Below are 13,539 nucleotides of genomic sequence, written 5' to 3' on the forward strand. Positions count from 1 at the left end.
ACATGGCATCGATCGATATCAAGAACGTCAAGAAAGCTTACGGCCATGTGCAGGTGCTGCACGACGTCGACCTCGAGATCAAGGACGGCGAATTCGTCGTCCTCGTCGGCCCGTCCGGCTGCGGCAAGTCCACGCTGTTGCGCATGATCGCCGGCCTGGAAGAGGTTACCGGCGGCGAGATCCGCATTGCCGGAAACCGCGTCAACGAGCTGCATCCGAAGGACCGAGACATCGCTATGGTGTTCCAGTCCTACGCGCTTTATCCGCACATGAATGTCGCGGGCAACATGAGCTACAGCCTCAAGCTCAGGAAGACGGCGAAGGAAAAAATCGCCAGCGCCGTCGGCTCGGCCGCCTCGAAGCTCGGCCTCGACCCATTGCTGGAACGCCGTCCGAAGGCTCTCTCGGGCGGCCAGCGCCAGCGCGTCGCCATGGGCCGCGCCATCGTCCGCCAGCCGAAGGCCTTCCTGTTCGACGAGCCGTTGTCGAACCTCGATGCCCGCCTGCGCGAACAGATGCGCGCCGAAATCAAGAAGCTGCATGGCGATCTGAAGGCCACCTCGATCTACGTCACCCATGACCAGATCGAAGCGATGACGCTAGCCGATCGCATCGTTGCCATGCATGGCGGCGTCGTGCAGCAGGTCGGCAGCCCGCTGGAACTCTACGACCGTCCCGCCAATCTCTTCGTCGCCGGTTTCATCGGCTCGCCGGGCATGAATTTCCTCGAGGCGATCTATGAGAATGGCAGCGCAAAGCTGAAGGATGGCACGGTCGTCTCGCTGCTTTCGCCGCTGTCGCTCGCCAATGGCTCGAAGATCACCCTCGGCATCCGCCCGGAACACGTCGTCATGTCCTCAGGCGGAGCCGGCATGAGCGCCGATGTCGAACTCATCGAACCGACAGGCTTCGGTATCATCCTGCACCTGTCGCTGCACGGCCTGCCGTTCAAGGTCTTCACGCTCAACCGCGAATCGCTGACCGCCGGCCCGAAGGTCAACGTGACCTTCCCGGCAGAGCATCTGCATATCTTCGACGAGGCGGCTAACCGGGTGAGCTAAGGCCGCCCGGCGAGAGGATCAGCTCCTGAGGCCCGGCGCTTCCTGGCCGGTGCGCTCGACATATTCGGTATAACCGCCGCCATACTGGTGGATGCCATCCGGCGTCAGTTCCAGCACGCGGTTGGAGAGCGCTGCCAGGAAGTGACGGTCGTGCGAGACGAAGAGCATGGTGCCTTCGTAATCGGCGAGCGCCTTGATCAGCATTTCCTTGGTGTCGAGGTCGAGGTGGTTGGTCGGCTCGTCGAGAACCAAGAGGTTCGGCGGGTCGAACAGCATCTTGGCCATGACCAGACGCGCCTTTTCGCCGCCGGAGAGGACACGGCACTTCTTCTCGACATCATCGCCCGAGAAACCGAAGCAGCCGGCGAGCGCGCGAAGCGGCGCTTGGCCTGCGAGCGGGAAGGAATCTTCCAGCCATTCGAGAACCGTGCGTTCGCCGTCGAGGATGTCCATGGCGTGCTGGGCGAAGTAGCCGAGCTTGACGCTGGCGCCGAGCGCCACGCTGCCCTGATCCGGTTCGGTGGACCCGGTGACCAGCTTCAGCAGCGTCGATTTTCCGGCGCCGTTGACGCCCATGATGCACCACCGCTCCTTACGGCGGACCATGAAGTCCAGGCCTTCATAGATGCAGCGGCTGCCGTATTTCTTGTGCACGTTCTTGATGTTGATGACATCTTCACCCGAGCGCGGCGCCGGCAGGAATTCGAAGGCGACCGTCTGGCGGCGGCGGGGCGGCTCGACGCGTTCGATCTTGTCGAGCTTCTTCACGCGGCTCTGCACCTGCGCGGCGTGCGAAGCACGGGCCTTGAAGCGCTCGATGAACTTGATTTCCTTGGCAAGCATCGCCTGCTGGCGCTCGAACTGCGCCTGCTGCTGCTTTTCGTTCTGCGCCCGCTGGTTTTCGTAGAAACCGTAGTCGCCGGAATAGGTGTTCAGCGAACCGGCATCGATTTCGATGATCTTGGTGACGATGCGGTTGAGGAATTCGCGGTCGTGCGAGGTCATCAGCAGCGCGCCGTCGTAATTCTTCAGGAAGGCCTCGAGCCAGATCAGGCTTTCGAGATCGAGATGGTTCGACGGTTCGTCGAGCAGCATCACGTCGGGGCGCATCAAGAGGATACGGCCGAGCGCCACGCGCATCTTCCAGCCGCCCGAAAGCGCGCCGACATCGCCGTTCATCATTTCCTGCGTGAAGCTCAGGCCATCGAGCACTTCGCGGGCACGGCCCTCCAGCGCGTAGCCGTCGAGCTCCTCGTATCGGGCCTGCACTTCGCCGTAACGCTCGATGATGGCGTCCATCTCGTCCATGCGGTCAGGGTCGGACATCGCCGCCTCGAGATCGCGCAGCTCGGCAGCGACTTCGCTGACCGGGCCGGCACCTTCCATGACTTCGGCAACGGCGCTGCGGCCGGACATTTCGCCGACATCCTGGTTGAAATAGCCGACGGTCATGCCCTTTTCGACAGAGATCTGCCCTTCGTCGGGGATTTCCTCGCCGGTGATCATCCGGAACAGCGTCGTCTTGCCGGCGCCGTTCGGACCGACGAGACCGATCTTCTCGCCCTTGTTCAGGGCGGCTGACGCCTCGATGTAGAGAATGCGGTGGCTGTTCTGCTTGCTGATATTTTCGATGCGGATCATGGAAAGCGGGTACCTGAAAAGTTGTTGCGGCGCGCTTATCATGCGCCGCAGCATTTGTCGCGATTTTCCTTCCGCCGGGGTCTCAGAAGACCTGGCGGAGGATGACGAAGAGCACGAAGGCAATGGCGATTGAGGCGGGCAGGGTGAGCACCCAGGCCATCAGCATGTTGCGCACGGTCGACCACTGAAGGCCCGAGCCGTTCGCCGCCATGGTTCCGGCAACGCCCGACGACAGAACGTGTGTCGTCGAGACCGGCAGACCAAAATGATCGGCCGCGCCGATCGTCACCATGGCGACGACTTCGGCGGCCGCACCCTGTCCATAGGTCAGGTGCGTCTTGCCGATCTTCTCGCCGACGGTGACGACGATGCGCTTCCAGCCGACCATGGTGCCGAGCCCGAGTGCGATGGCCACGGCGATCTTCACCCAGAGTGGGATGAACTTCGTCGCGTTGTCGACTGCCTTGTGATAGCCGGTCACCGCCTGCAGGTCGGCGTCATCCATCGGCAGCAGCTTCTGCTTGTCGATCAGCTTCAGCGCTTCACCGATCAGATAGATGTCGTTGCGCACGTTACCGACGAGATTGGTCGGAACCGCTTCCAGCGTCGGGAAGGCGGCGACTTCGGCGCTCGTCTGGTGGATATATTGCTGCAGGGCAGGGGTCGTCGCATCCGTCCAGGTCTTGGTCTTCACGGCATTGCTGACCTCGGCCTTGTAGTCGGTGACGATGACGCCGGGCTTCACATATTTGCCGAGTGCTGTCTCCACCTGCGCGGAGGCCTGCTTGTAGGCTTCGAGATAGTTGACATCGGGCGTGCGGTTCAGCGCGAAGGCCGTCGGCACCAGGCCGATCAGGATCAGCATGATGAGACCCATGCCCTTCTGACCGTCGTTCGACCCGTGGGCGAAGCTGACGCCGGTGCAGGTGAAGATCAGGATGGCGCGGATCCAGAGCGGCGGCGGCCGGTTGCCCTTCGGCTCCTCGTAAAGTTCTTTCTTGCGAACGAGAAATTTCATGACGACGAGCAGGATCGCCGACAGGCCGAAGCCGATCAGCGGCGAGATCAGCAGCGATAGGCCGATATTGGTCGCCTGCGACCAGTCGACACCGCTGGTGGCGCTGCCTGCCGGGGCTAGGAACTGGTTGGCAAGGCCGACGCCGATGATCGAGCCGACAAGCGTGTGCGAACTCGACGACGGCAGACCGAGATACCAGGTGCCGAGGTTCCAGACGATGGCGGCGATGAGCAGGGCAAAGACCATCGCCAGACCGGAGCCGGAGCCGACCTGCAGGATGAGCTCCACCGGGAGCAGTGCCAAAATGCCGAAGGCGACGGCGCCCGACGATGTCAGCACGCCGAGGAAGTTGAAGAAGCCGGACCAGATGACCGCCAGTTCGGCGGGCATCGAGCGGGTGTAGATCACGGTCGCCACGGCGTTTGCCGTGTCGTGGAAGCCGTTGACGAACTCGAAGCCGAGCGCGATCAGCAACGCCAGTCCGAGAAGGATCCACGGAACGGCGGCGGCGGCTTCCGTCAGGTCGCGGCCGAGCGCATAGGCCACGTATCCGAGGCCGACGAGAAGAATAAGAAGAAAGACCGGTATGAACCATTTGCCCGCACTCGACGAGTGCAGCGGATGGCTACCGGACTGAGGCATTGGGTGATCGGGGGCGATATCAGCCATGTCCTTGTCCTTTCATGGAAAAGCATCCAAAGCTACGTCCCGCCCATGAACCTTACGTGACACAACTTTGTGGTATCCAGGGTCGCTTCGCTCGCGCGGCACGTTCTGTCACATTACTGTCGTCAAACCCTGCTGATGTGGCGCCGATCAAAGGGACATGACCATGACTCAGGAAGAAATCGACCAGCTCCGCCGCATCAAGGACGAGATTGCAGACAGTTTCGACGAGGAACTGGAAATGCAGATGGAGGAAGACCGGCTTGACGACCTCGTTGCCGAGAACCTTCCAGGCGGCATCGAAGACGTGCTGGAGCGGAAAACCTATTTCCGCGAGCTTTTCCGCCTCCAGCATGAGCTGGTGAAGCTGCAGGACTGGGTGCAGCACAAGAAGCTGAAAGTCGTCGTGCTGTTCGAAGGCCGCGATTCCGCCGGCAAGGGCGGGGCGATCAAGCGCGTCACGCAACGCCTCAATCCGCGCGTCTGCCGTGTCGTCGCCCTTCCGGCGCCAACCGAGCGCGAGCGGAACCAGTGGTATTTCCAGCGCTACACGCCCCACCTTCCGTCGGCCGGCGAAATGGTTCTGTTTGACCGCAGCTGGTACAACCGTGCCGGCGTCGAGCGCGTCATGGGCTTCTGCACCAAGGACGAGCTGGAAGAATTCTTCCGTTCTGTACCGGAATTCGAGCGCATGCTTGTTCGTTCCGGCATCATCCTCGTCAAATACTGGTTCTCGATCACCGACGAGGAGCAGGAATTCCGCTTCCGCATGCGTATCCAGGATCCGCTGAAGCAGTGGAAACTGTCGCCGATGGATCTTGAAAGCCGCGTGCACTGGGAAGAATACACCAAGGCCAAGGAAGAGATGCTCGACCGGACCCATATTCCGGAAGCGCCATGGTGGGTGGTCCAGGCCGTCGACAAGAAGCGGGCGCGCCTCAACATGATCGCCCATCTTCTGCAGCATATCCCTTACGCGGATGTGCCGAAGGACAACATCGTCCTGCCGCCGCGCGTGCGCCACGACGACTATTCGCGCATACCGGTTCCGCCTGAGATGTACGTGCCGGAAATCTATTGAATGTGCCTGAGCGGGCGGTCGCACCGCCCGCAGCCGTTATCCTCGGCGCTGTGCCGAGGATCCAACGATCCCCTACGTCAGCCGTTGCAGATGCTCGGGACAAGCCCGAGCATGACGAAGTGAGGGTCAGCCCTTCCTGAACAGTTTCCAGCGCGTCGGCCGGAAGGCGATGTGCTTGCTGTCGAGGACTTCGGTCTGCGACGGCGGCACTTCCAGCTCGATATGCTGGTGCCCCTTGCCGATATCGATTTCGATATGCCTTGTTCCCGCGACACGGCGACTGGAGGCGAGCGTGCCGGGGATGCCGCCACGGTTCGCGTCCAGCAGTTCGATGTCGTGCGGGCGGAAATAGAGCTGCGCCTCGCCGTCCGGCTCGCCATCGGCCTTCAGACCGAGCGTCCGGCCCTCGAACAGGATGTCGCCGCCGACGATCTTGACGTTCAAACAGTTCGACTGGCCGACGAAACCGAAGACGAAGGGTGAGTTCGGACGATCGTACACTTCGTCCGGCGTGCCGACCTGCTCGATCGCACCCTGGCTCATGACGACGACGCGGTCTGCCAGCTCCATTGCTTCGTCCTGGTCGTGGGTGACGAAGACCGTGGTGTGGCCGGTGCGGTCGTGGATTTCGCGCAGCCATTTGCGCAGGTCCTTGCGCACCTGGGCGTCGAGCGCGCCGAAAGGCTCGTCGAGCAAAAGCACGTTCGGTTCGACCGCCATGGCGCGTGCGAGCGCCACGCGCTGACGCTGGCCACCGGAAAGCTGAGCGGGATAGCGCTTTTCGAGGCCTGAGAGCTGGACGAGATCCAGCAACTCGAGCGCCCGCTTGCGAATTTCGGCCTTCGGCGGACGGCGTGCGCCGTCGCGCACCTTAAGGCCGAAGGCGACGTTGTCGAGCACCGTCATGTGGCGGAACAAGGCATAGTGCTGGAACACGAAGCCGATGTTGCGCTCCTGCACCGTCTTTTTCGAGGCATCCTCGTCGCCGAAGAAAACCTTGCCCTCGGTCGGGCTTTCGAGGCCGGCGATCAGGCGAAGGAGTGTCGTCTTACCAGAACCGGAAGGGCCGAGCAGCGCGATCAGTTCGCCCGAGCGGATATCGAGCGAAACGTCGTGCAGGGCCGGGAACCGGTCGAATTCCTTGCGTATGTTTTGAACGCGTACTTCCATTCTCAATCCTTCAGTGCCGCCGGCTGGCGGCGATTTCCGCGCTGTATCGCATTTCGAGCAGCGTTTTCAAAACAAGGGTCACAAGGGCAAGCAGGGCAAGCAGCGTCGCGACGGCAAAGGCGCCGGTGAAATTATACTCGTTGTAGAGAATTTCCACCTGCAGCGGCATCGTGTTTGTCTGGCCGCGGATATGGCCCGAGACAACGGAGACGGCGCCGAATTCACCCATGGCGCGGGCGTTGCAGAGCAGCACGCCGTAGAGCAGGCCCCACTTGATGTTCGGCAACGTCACGTACCAGAAGGTCTGCCAGCCGCTGGCACCGAGCGACAGTGCCGCTTCTTCATCGGCCGTTCCCTGTTCCTGCATCAGCGGGATCAGTTCGCGGGCGACGAAGGGGAAGGTGACGAACATCGTGGCCAGGATCAGGCCCGGCACGGCAAACAGGATCTTGATGCTATGCGCATCGAGCCATTTCCCGAGATAGGTGTTTGCGCCGAACAGGAGCACGAAGACGAGACCCGAGATAACGGGCGACACCGAGAAGGGCAGGTCGATCAGCGTCGTCAGAAACGCCTTGCCCTTGAACTCGAACTTGGCGATCGCCCAGGCCGCGGCAACGCCGAAGACAACGTTCAGCGGCACGCTGATGCCTGCGACGATCAGGGTGAGCCGGATCGCCGAGAAGGTTTCTGCATCCTGCAGCGCCTGGAAGAACGGCGGGACGCCCTTGCGGAACGCTTCGACGAAGACGGCAGCCAGCGGCAGGAACAGGATCAGCAGCAGGAAGACCAGCGACAGCAGGATCAGCGCCCAGCGCGCCAGCCTGCTTTCCGTCACGACAGAAGCAACCTTCGGAGAGGCGGAGACAGTATCAAGCGCCATGTCCGTACCTCCGTCTGCGCCAGCTCTGGATGAGATTGATCACCAGCAGCATGATGAACGAGATGATGAGCATGAGGGCCGCAATGCCGGTGGCGGCGGCGTAATTATATTCTTCGAGCTTGATGACGATTAGCAGCGGCGCGATCTCCGACTTGAACGGCAGGTTACCGGCAATGAAGATGACCGATCCGTATTCGCCGACGCCGCGGGCAAAGGCGAGCGCAAAGCCCGTCAGCACGGCAGGCGCGAGGCCCGGCAGCAGGACGCGGGTGATCGTCTGGAAGCGGTTGGCGCCAAGCGTCGCCGCGGCCTCTTCCACTTCCTTGTCGATCTCCTCCATCACCGGCTGAACCGTGCGCACCACGAAGGGCAGGCCCACGAAGATCAGGGCGACGACGATACCGGCCGGCGTGAAGGCGATCTTGATGCCGAGCGGCGCCAGAAACTGGCCGACCCAGCCGTTCGGCGCATAGAGCGTCGTCAGCGCGATACCGGCGACGGCTGTCGGCAATGCGAAGGGCAGATCGACCATGGCGTCGATGATGCGCTTGCCGGGGAAGCGGTAGCGTACCAGCACCCAGGCGAGAATGACGCCGAAGACGGCATTGATGCAGGCGGCAATGAAGGCGCCGCCGAAGCTGATGCGCAGGGCATTCACAGTACGCGGATCGAGCGCAATCGACAGGAACTTCTCCCAGCCGAGTTCGCTCGAACGCCATGCGAGCCCCGACAAGGGGATCAGGATCAGAAGGGTGAGCCAGGTCAAGGTTAAGCCGAGCGCCAATCCGAAACCCGGAATGACACTCGGCCGCTTCAACCGCCACCGTGAGGGGCTATGTGCGTTCATGAACTCTATTATTGGGCCGGCTTGTAGATCTGGTCAAATACCCCGCCGTCGCCGAAGAATTTCGGCTGGGCTTCCTTCCATCCACCGAAATCATCGATGGTGGCAAGCGTCAACTTCGGGAAGCGGGCGATATCTGCCGGATCGGCAGCTTCGGGCTTGATCGGGCGGTAGAAGTGCTTGGCAGCGATCTTCTGGCCTTCGTCCGAATAGAGGTAGTTCAGATAGGCTTCGGCAACCTTACGGGTGCCCTTCTTGTCGACATTGCCGTCGACGATCGCAACCGGCGGGTCGGCACGGATGGAGAAGGCCGGGGTCACGATCTCGAACTGGTCGGGGCCGAGTTCTTCAAGCGAGAGATAGGCTTCGTTTTCCCAGGCGAGCAGAACGTCGCCGAGACCGCGCTGGACGAAGGTGGTGGTCGCGCCGCGTGCGCCGGTATCGAGAACCGGAACGTGCTGCAGAAGCTTGGTCACATAGTCCTGTGCCTTGGCTTCGTCGCCGCCATTTGCCTGCTTGGCCCATGCCCAGGCTGCCAGGAAGTTCCAGCGGGCGCCGCCCGAGGTCTTCGGGTTCGGGGTTATGACCTGGACGTCGTCCTTGACGAGATCGGCCCAGTCCTTGATGCCCTTCGGGTTGCCCTTGCGGACCAGGAAGACGATCGTCGAGGTGTAGGGGGTGGAGTTGTTCGGGAACTTGGTTTTCCAGTCGGTCGGGATCTTGCCGGTCGCCTTGGCGATCGCGTCGATGTCGCCTTCCAGCGCCAGCGTCACGACGTCGGCTTCGAGGCCGTCGATAACCGAGCGGGCCTGTGCGCCGGAGCCGCCATGGGAGGCCTGGATCGTGACCGCTTCACCGGTATCCTTCTGCCACTTGGCAGCGAAGGCGGCATTGAAGTCCTTGTACAATTCGCGCGTCGGGTCGTAGGACACGTTGAGAAGCTGCTGATCGGCAAAAGCCGGAGCAACGGCGCCGATGGCAACGCTACCGGCGAAGACCGCGGCGGCGAGAAGCCTTGTGATCCGAGTTGACTGCATGAAAAACCTCCTTCGTTTCTGCCGTAAACTCTATCAACTTAGTCGTATAATGAAACGAAAGTTCTTCCGGTTGGAACGTCGCTTTCTGGAATGTCATTTCATTTGCAAGAGGTTTCTGAAACGGACTTACCGGACAAGCCTTTGAACCTCTGCCAATTCAATTGCAGAATAGATCGCAGGGATGGTAGTTCAAGGCCTGTCAGCTCCGGGAGTCGGCGATGAAATCGGAATAGAGCTCGTCGGCGCTGCGCGCCTTGCGCATCGACGCCAGCACCCCTTCGGACTGTAGGCGCCGGGCAATGGCGGCGAGGACGTTCAGATATTCGCCGCGATTGTTCTCGCCGAAGAGAAGCATGAAAGCGATATCGGTGGGTACATCGTCGATCGCCTCGAAATCGAGCGGTTGCGCGAAGCGGACCAGAAGGCCACGGGGACTGGTCATGCCGGGGATGGATGCGTGCGGAACGGCGATGCCGTTGCCGATGCCTGTCGAACCCAGGTTTTCGCGGGTTTCGAGCGCCCTGATGATCGCCTGTTCCTCGACGCCGAAGGCCTTTCCGGCTTTTTCCGCCATATTCTGGAGCGCGCGCCATTTCGTCGAGACCGAAACGCCGATGGAGGTGTGTTCCGGCAAGATGATGTCTGCAAGATTCATGTGATTTCCATTTGTCTTCGAAGAAGGCCTGCGGCCGCTCAGTCGGGCTCGCGAAGACGGTAACCGACCCCGGTCTCCGTGGTTATATAGTGCGGCTGATCGGGAACCTGCTCGACCTTTTGACGCAGCTGCCGGACATAGACCCTGAGATACTGCACATCGGCCGCCGGGCCCCAGACCTGTTTCAACAGGAACTGATGGGTGAGCACCTTTCCGGCGTGCTGGGCGAGCACGCGCAGGATGTCGTATTCCTTCGGCGACAGCTTGATCTCCCTGCCGTCCACCTTGACGATCCGCTTGACGATGTCGATCGACAGGCCGCCGGTCTGGAAAATCGCCTTCTCGCCCTGCTGCTGCAGGCGATGGCGGAGCGCCACGCGGATGCGGGCACCGAGTTCGGCAATGCCGAACGGCTTGGTGACATAGTCATCGGCGCCGGTCTCCAGCGCCTTGACGATACCGGCTTCGTCGGTGCGGCTGGAGAGGATGACGACGGGCATGGTCAGCCCGTCGTCCCGCCACTCCTGCAGCAGGTCGTGCCCCGGCGTATCCGGGAGGCCGAGATCGAGAACGACGAGATCGGGCAGATCATCGACCACCGATTGCCGGGCGGCGAGCGCATTGGCTGCCTCGTGGACCTCGTAGCCCTGCGCCGTCAGTCCGACGCGCAGCAGCTTGCGGATAGGGGGCTCGTCATCGACGACGAGAATTTTGACGGGCGAACCGCTCATTTGAGTTCATCCAGTTTGAGAGTGTCATTGGGTCTTGGAAGCCGGATGGTGAAGACCGCGCCTGGGCGATCCTTCCGGTTTCCTGCCGTGATGGTGCCGCCCATGGCCTCGATGAAGCCGCGGCAGATGGAAAGCCCGAGCCCGGTGCCGGCGCGAACCTGATCGCCCTTGCGGACGCGATAGAAGGTGTCGAAGATGCGATCGAGATCACCCTCGGGAATGCCGGGGCCTTCATCGGAGACCTCGAGGGCAACGCTGAAGGCGTCGGAGAAGCCGCGGATGCGGATCGTCGATGCTTCCGGCGCGTATTTGGCGGCATTGTCGAGCAGGTTGAAGAGCACCTGCTCGAAAAGCACCGGATCGACCTTCACCATCGGCAGGTCTTCGGGAATGCTCATTTCCGTCCTGTGCCGGTCGAGGATCTTGGCGGCGCGGCGCAGTGCGCTTCCGGCAATGTCGCCTGCATAATGCAGCGCATAGTTCGGCTCCATGGCGCCGGATTCGATCTTGGTCATGTCGAGCAGGTTGGCGATGAACCGGTTGAGACGCTCGGATTCATCGACGACGGTCGACAGGAGATCGTTGCGATCCTCTTCCGTCATCGAGCTCAGATAGTCGCGGAGCGTTCCCGCCGCTCCAAGGATCGCGGCAAGCGGGGTCTTCAGGTCATGCGAGATCGAGGTGAGCAGCGCCGAGCGCAGGCGATCGGCTTCCGCTGCAAGCTTGGCGCGGTCGACATCGGCGACGAGCTGGACGCGTTCGATCGCAAGGGCTGCCTGATCTGCCAGCGCATTGAGCAGTCGCTGCTGTTCCGGCGTCAGCAACGGTCCGTCGCGCCGGTCGCTATCGAGGCCGATGACGCCGACGGCAGTGCGGCCGGTGCGCAGCGGCACATAGAGGCGCTTGGCGCCGGGCAGCGTATCGGCACCGCGGCCTGCGGCGTGATTGTGCTCCCAGGCCCAGCGGGCGGCTGCGATATCGGCGTCATCCAGCGTGTCGTCAGGCGGATAACCGGCCTTCACGGCAATGCCGCCATCTTCCGGCAGCAGCAGGACCACGCGCACCTTCAGCATCGAGGCGATCTGGAAGGCCGTCGCCCAGAGCACGTCATCCAGCGTGCCGGTTCCGGCGAGCTTCTTGGAGAAGAGATAGAGATCTTCCGTCGTGCGAGCCCTTTGCCGCGCGGCCGCGGCCTGCCGCTGCACCGTTGCCGTCAGGTTGGAGGCGATGATGGCCACGCCGAGGAAGAAGAACAGCGCCAGCACGCTCTCAGGGTCGCTGATCGTCAGCGTGTAGCGCGGCGGCAGGAAGAAGAAGTTGAAGGTCAGCGCGCTGATGATGCAGGTGTAGAGCGCAGGGCGCAGGCCGTGGATGACGGCCGAGGTCAGCACCGCCATCAGAAACACCAGTGCCAGATTGCGGACGTCGAGCACCTGATCGAGCACGATGCCTGCGGCAAGCGCCACGACCACATAGCCCGTTGCCAGAATATAGGCGCGGATATCGAAGGCGTTCGCGGCGGAGGCGGCTTTCACGCCGCTCCTGGCGGCCGTGTCCTTCTCACTTCCGGAGATGACGTGGACGCTGATATCGCCCGCCCGGCGGATCAATTGGTCGGTCGCCGAAGGCTGTAGCCATTCCCGCCATGTCGGCTTCTTCGGCGAGCCGATGACGATATGGGTGACGTTGTTGGCGCCCGCATGGCGCAGCAGCTCTTCCGAGACCTCGCGGCCCGGCAGCGTCAGCGCCTCGCCGCCGAGCTGTTCGGCCAGCCGCAGCGTCGCGGCAATCGTGTCGCGCTCGCCTTCCGTCAGATTGATCGAGCGATTGGTCTCGATATAGACTGCCGACCAGGGTGCGCGAAGCCGTGCTGCCATCCGCGAGGCGTAGCGGACCAGCGAGGCCGAGCGCGCGTGGTGATCGACGGAAACGAGAACGCGCTCGCCTGCCGCCCAGGGGCCGGAAATGGCGTGCGCCTGCATATGCGTCAGCAACTGGTCGTCGACGCGTTGCGCAGTCTTGCGCAGCGCCAGTTCGCGCAGCGCCGTCAGGTTGCCGGGCGTGAAATAGTTGGTCAGCGCCCGCTCGGCCGTGCGCGCCACATAGACCTTGCCGTCATGCAGCCGCTTGATCAGATCGTCGGGCGTCAGGTCGATGATCTCGATATCGTCTGCAACGTCGATGACCGAGTCCGGCACCGTCTCCCGCACCCGGATGCGGGTGATCTGCGAGACGACATCGTTGAGGCTTTCGACATGCTGGATGTTGAGCGTCGTGTAGACATCGATGCCGCGATCGAGCAGTTCCCGGACGTCGAGATAGCGCTTCGGATGGCGGCTGCCCTGGGCATTGGTATGGGCAAGCTCATCGACCAGCACCAGATCGGGCCTGCGGGCGAGGATTCCGTCGAGGTCCATTTCGTCGAGCGAATGGCCTTTGTAGGCGACCGCGACGCGCGGGATGATTTCGAAACCGGCCAGCAGCGCCTCGGTTTCCTTGCGCCCGTGGGTCTCGACGACGCCGATCACCACATCCAGCCCATCGGCAATCTTGGCGCGGCCGGACACCAGCATCTCGTAGGTCTTGCCGACGCCGGGCGCAGCGCCGAGAAAGATCTTCAGACGGCCGCGTGTTTCGGCCTGCGCTTTCTCGAGAAGAGCGTCGGGCGAGGGCCTGCCGGCCTGTTCGCGGTTGTCGTCTGGCATCCGGTTTCGTCTTTCTACAGACTGGCATCAGGGTTTGCACGAACCTA

Annotated in this window: 11 protein-coding genes; 2 read left to right on the plus strand and 9 right to left on the minus strand. The window is 62.3% G+C overall.

Annotated features, from left to right (window positions below; genetic code table 11):
• Positions 1–2: 2 nt before the first annotated feature.
• Entirely contained in the window at positions 3–1,061 is a 1,059-nt protein-coding gene (locus tag AC1DNK_RS14545; protein ID WP_477941773.1) for an ABC transporter ATP-binding protein, read from the plus strand.
• 18 nt (positions 1,062–1,079) lie between these two features.
• Here AC1DNK_RS14545 and AC1DNK_RS14550 read toward each other — a convergent pair whose 3' ends face one another.
• Positions 1,080–2,702, minus strand: coding sequence for an ABC-F family ATP-binding cassette domain-containing protein (locus tag AC1DNK_RS14550; RefSeq protein ID WP_477941775.1), 1,623 nt, complete (start codon positions 2,700–2,702; stop codon positions 1,080–1,082).
• An 82-nt stretch (positions 2,703–2,784) separates the two neighbouring features.
• Positions 2,785–4,389: an inorganic phosphate transporter gene (locus AC1DNK_RS14555; RefSeq protein WP_112388497.1), complete on the minus strand. Its 1,605-nt coding sequence runs from the start codon at positions 4,387–4,389 to the stop codon at positions 2,785–2,787.
• A 163-nt stretch (positions 4,390–4,552) separates the two neighbouring features.
• Here AC1DNK_RS14555 and ppk2 point away from each other — a divergent pair, with 163 nt between their 5' ends.
• Positions 4,553–5,467 carry a polyphosphate kinase 2 gene (gene ppk2 / locus AC1DNK_RS14560; RefSeq protein ID WP_112388496.1) on the plus strand — a complete coding sequence of 305 codons (915 nt, stop codon included), beginning with the start codon at positions 4,553–4,555 and terminating at the stop codon, positions 5,465–5,467.
• Between the two features lie 126 nt (positions 5,468–5,593).
• Here ppk2 and AC1DNK_RS14565 read toward each other — a convergent pair whose 3' ends face one another.
• The 7 genes from AC1DNK_RS14565 to AC1DNK_RS14595 all read right to left on the minus strand — a co-directional run bounded on the left by AC1DNK_RS14565 (position 5,594) and on the right by AC1DNK_RS14595 (position 13,492).
• On the minus strand, positions 5,594–6,637 hold the full coding sequence (locus tag AC1DNK_RS14565) for a sulfate/molybdate ABC transporter ATP-binding protein (protein ID WP_112388495.1): 1,044 nt from the start codon (positions 6,635–6,637) through the stop codon (positions 5,594–5,596).
• Positions 6,638–6,647: 10 nt separating this feature from the next.
• On the minus strand, positions 6,648–7,520 hold the full coding sequence (gene cysW, locus AC1DNK_RS14570; protein WP_112388494.1) for a sulfate ABC transporter permease subunit CysW: 873 nt from the start codon (positions 7,518–7,520) through the stop codon (positions 6,648–6,650).
• The gene (gene cysT / locus AC1DNK_RS14575) at positions 7,510–8,367 is read right to left on the minus strand and encodes a sulfate ABC transporter permease subunit CysT (protein ID WP_112514721.1); all 858 of its coding nucleotides are present in this window, start codon (positions 8,365–8,367) and stop codon (positions 7,510–7,512) included. The genes cysW and cysT overlap by 11 nt, the downstream gene beginning before the upstream one ends.
• 8 nt (positions 8,368–8,375) lie before the next feature.
• On the minus strand, positions 8,376–9,401 hold the full coding sequence (locus AC1DNK_RS14580; protein WP_112388492.1) for a sulfate ABC transporter substrate-binding protein: 1,026 nt from the start codon (positions 9,399–9,401) through the stop codon (positions 8,376–8,378).
• A gap of 199 nt (positions 9,402–9,600) precedes the next feature.
• Complete coding sequence (locus AC1DNK_RS14585; protein ID WP_477941776.1) at positions 9,601–10,056, minus strand: PTS sugar transporter subunit IIA; 456 nt, start codon at positions 10,054–10,056, stop codon at positions 9,601–9,603.
• A 38-nt stretch (positions 10,057–10,094) separates the two neighbouring features.
• On the minus strand, positions 10,095–10,787 hold the full coding sequence (locus AC1DNK_RS14590; protein WP_112388490.1) for a response regulator transcription factor: 693 nt from the start codon (positions 10,785–10,787) through the stop codon (positions 10,095–10,097).
• On the minus strand, positions 10,784–13,492 hold the full coding sequence (locus tag AC1DNK_RS14595; RefSeq protein WP_477941778.1) for a DUF4118 domain-containing protein: 2,709 nt from the start codon (positions 13,490–13,492) through the stop codon (positions 10,784–10,786). Before AC1DNK_RS14595 ends, AC1DNK_RS14590 begins: the two co-directional genes overlap by 4 nt.
• Positions 13,493–13,539: the final 47 nt, after the last annotated feature.

It is taken from the genome of Rhizobium sp. 01N424, from assembly GCF_056399485.1.

Bases quoted from the DNA above. Each gene is read 5' to 3' on its own strand.
- AC1DNK_RS14545 (WP_477941773.1), top strand. From the start codon at position 3: ATGGCATCGATCGATATCAAGAACGTCAAGAAAGCTTACGGCCATGTG.
- AC1DNK_RS14550 (WP_477941775.1), bottom strand. From the start codon at position 2,702: ATGATCCGCATCGAAAATATCAGCAAGCAGAACAGCCACCGCATTCTC.
- AC1DNK_RS14555 (WP_112388497.1), bottom strand. From the start codon at position 4,389: ATGGCTGATATCGCCCCCGATCACCCAATGCCTCAGTCCGGTAGCCAT.
- ppk2 (WP_112388496.1), top strand. From the start codon at position 4,553: ATGACTCAGGAAGAAATCGACCAGCTCCGCCGCATCAAGGACGAGATT.
- AC1DNK_RS14565 (WP_112388495.1), bottom strand. From the start codon at position 6,637: ATGGAAGTACGCGTTCAAAACATACGCAAGGAATTCGACCGGTTCCCG.
- cysW (WP_112388494.1), bottom strand. From the start codon at position 7,520: ATGGCGCTTGATACTGTCTCCGCCTCTCCGAAGGTTGCTTCTGTCGTG.
- cysT (WP_112514721.1), bottom strand. From the start codon at position 8,367: ATGAACGCACATAGCCCCTCACGGTGGCGGTTGAAGCGGCCGAGTGTC.
- AC1DNK_RS14580 (WP_112388492.1), bottom strand. From the start codon at position 9,401: ATGCAGTCAACTCGGATCACAAGGCTTCTCGCCGCCGCGGTCTTCGCC.
- AC1DNK_RS14585 (WP_477941776.1), bottom strand. From the start codon at position 10,056: ATGAATCTTGCAGACATCATCTTGCCGGAACACACCTCCATCGGCGTT.
- AC1DNK_RS14590 (WP_112388490.1), bottom strand. From the start codon at position 10,787: ATGAGCGGTTCGCCCGTCAAAATTCTCGTCGTCGATGACGAGCCCCCT.
- AC1DNK_RS14595 (WP_477941778.1), bottom strand. From the start codon at position 13,492: ATGCCAGACGACAACCGCGAACAGGCCGGCAGGCCCTCGCCCGACGCT.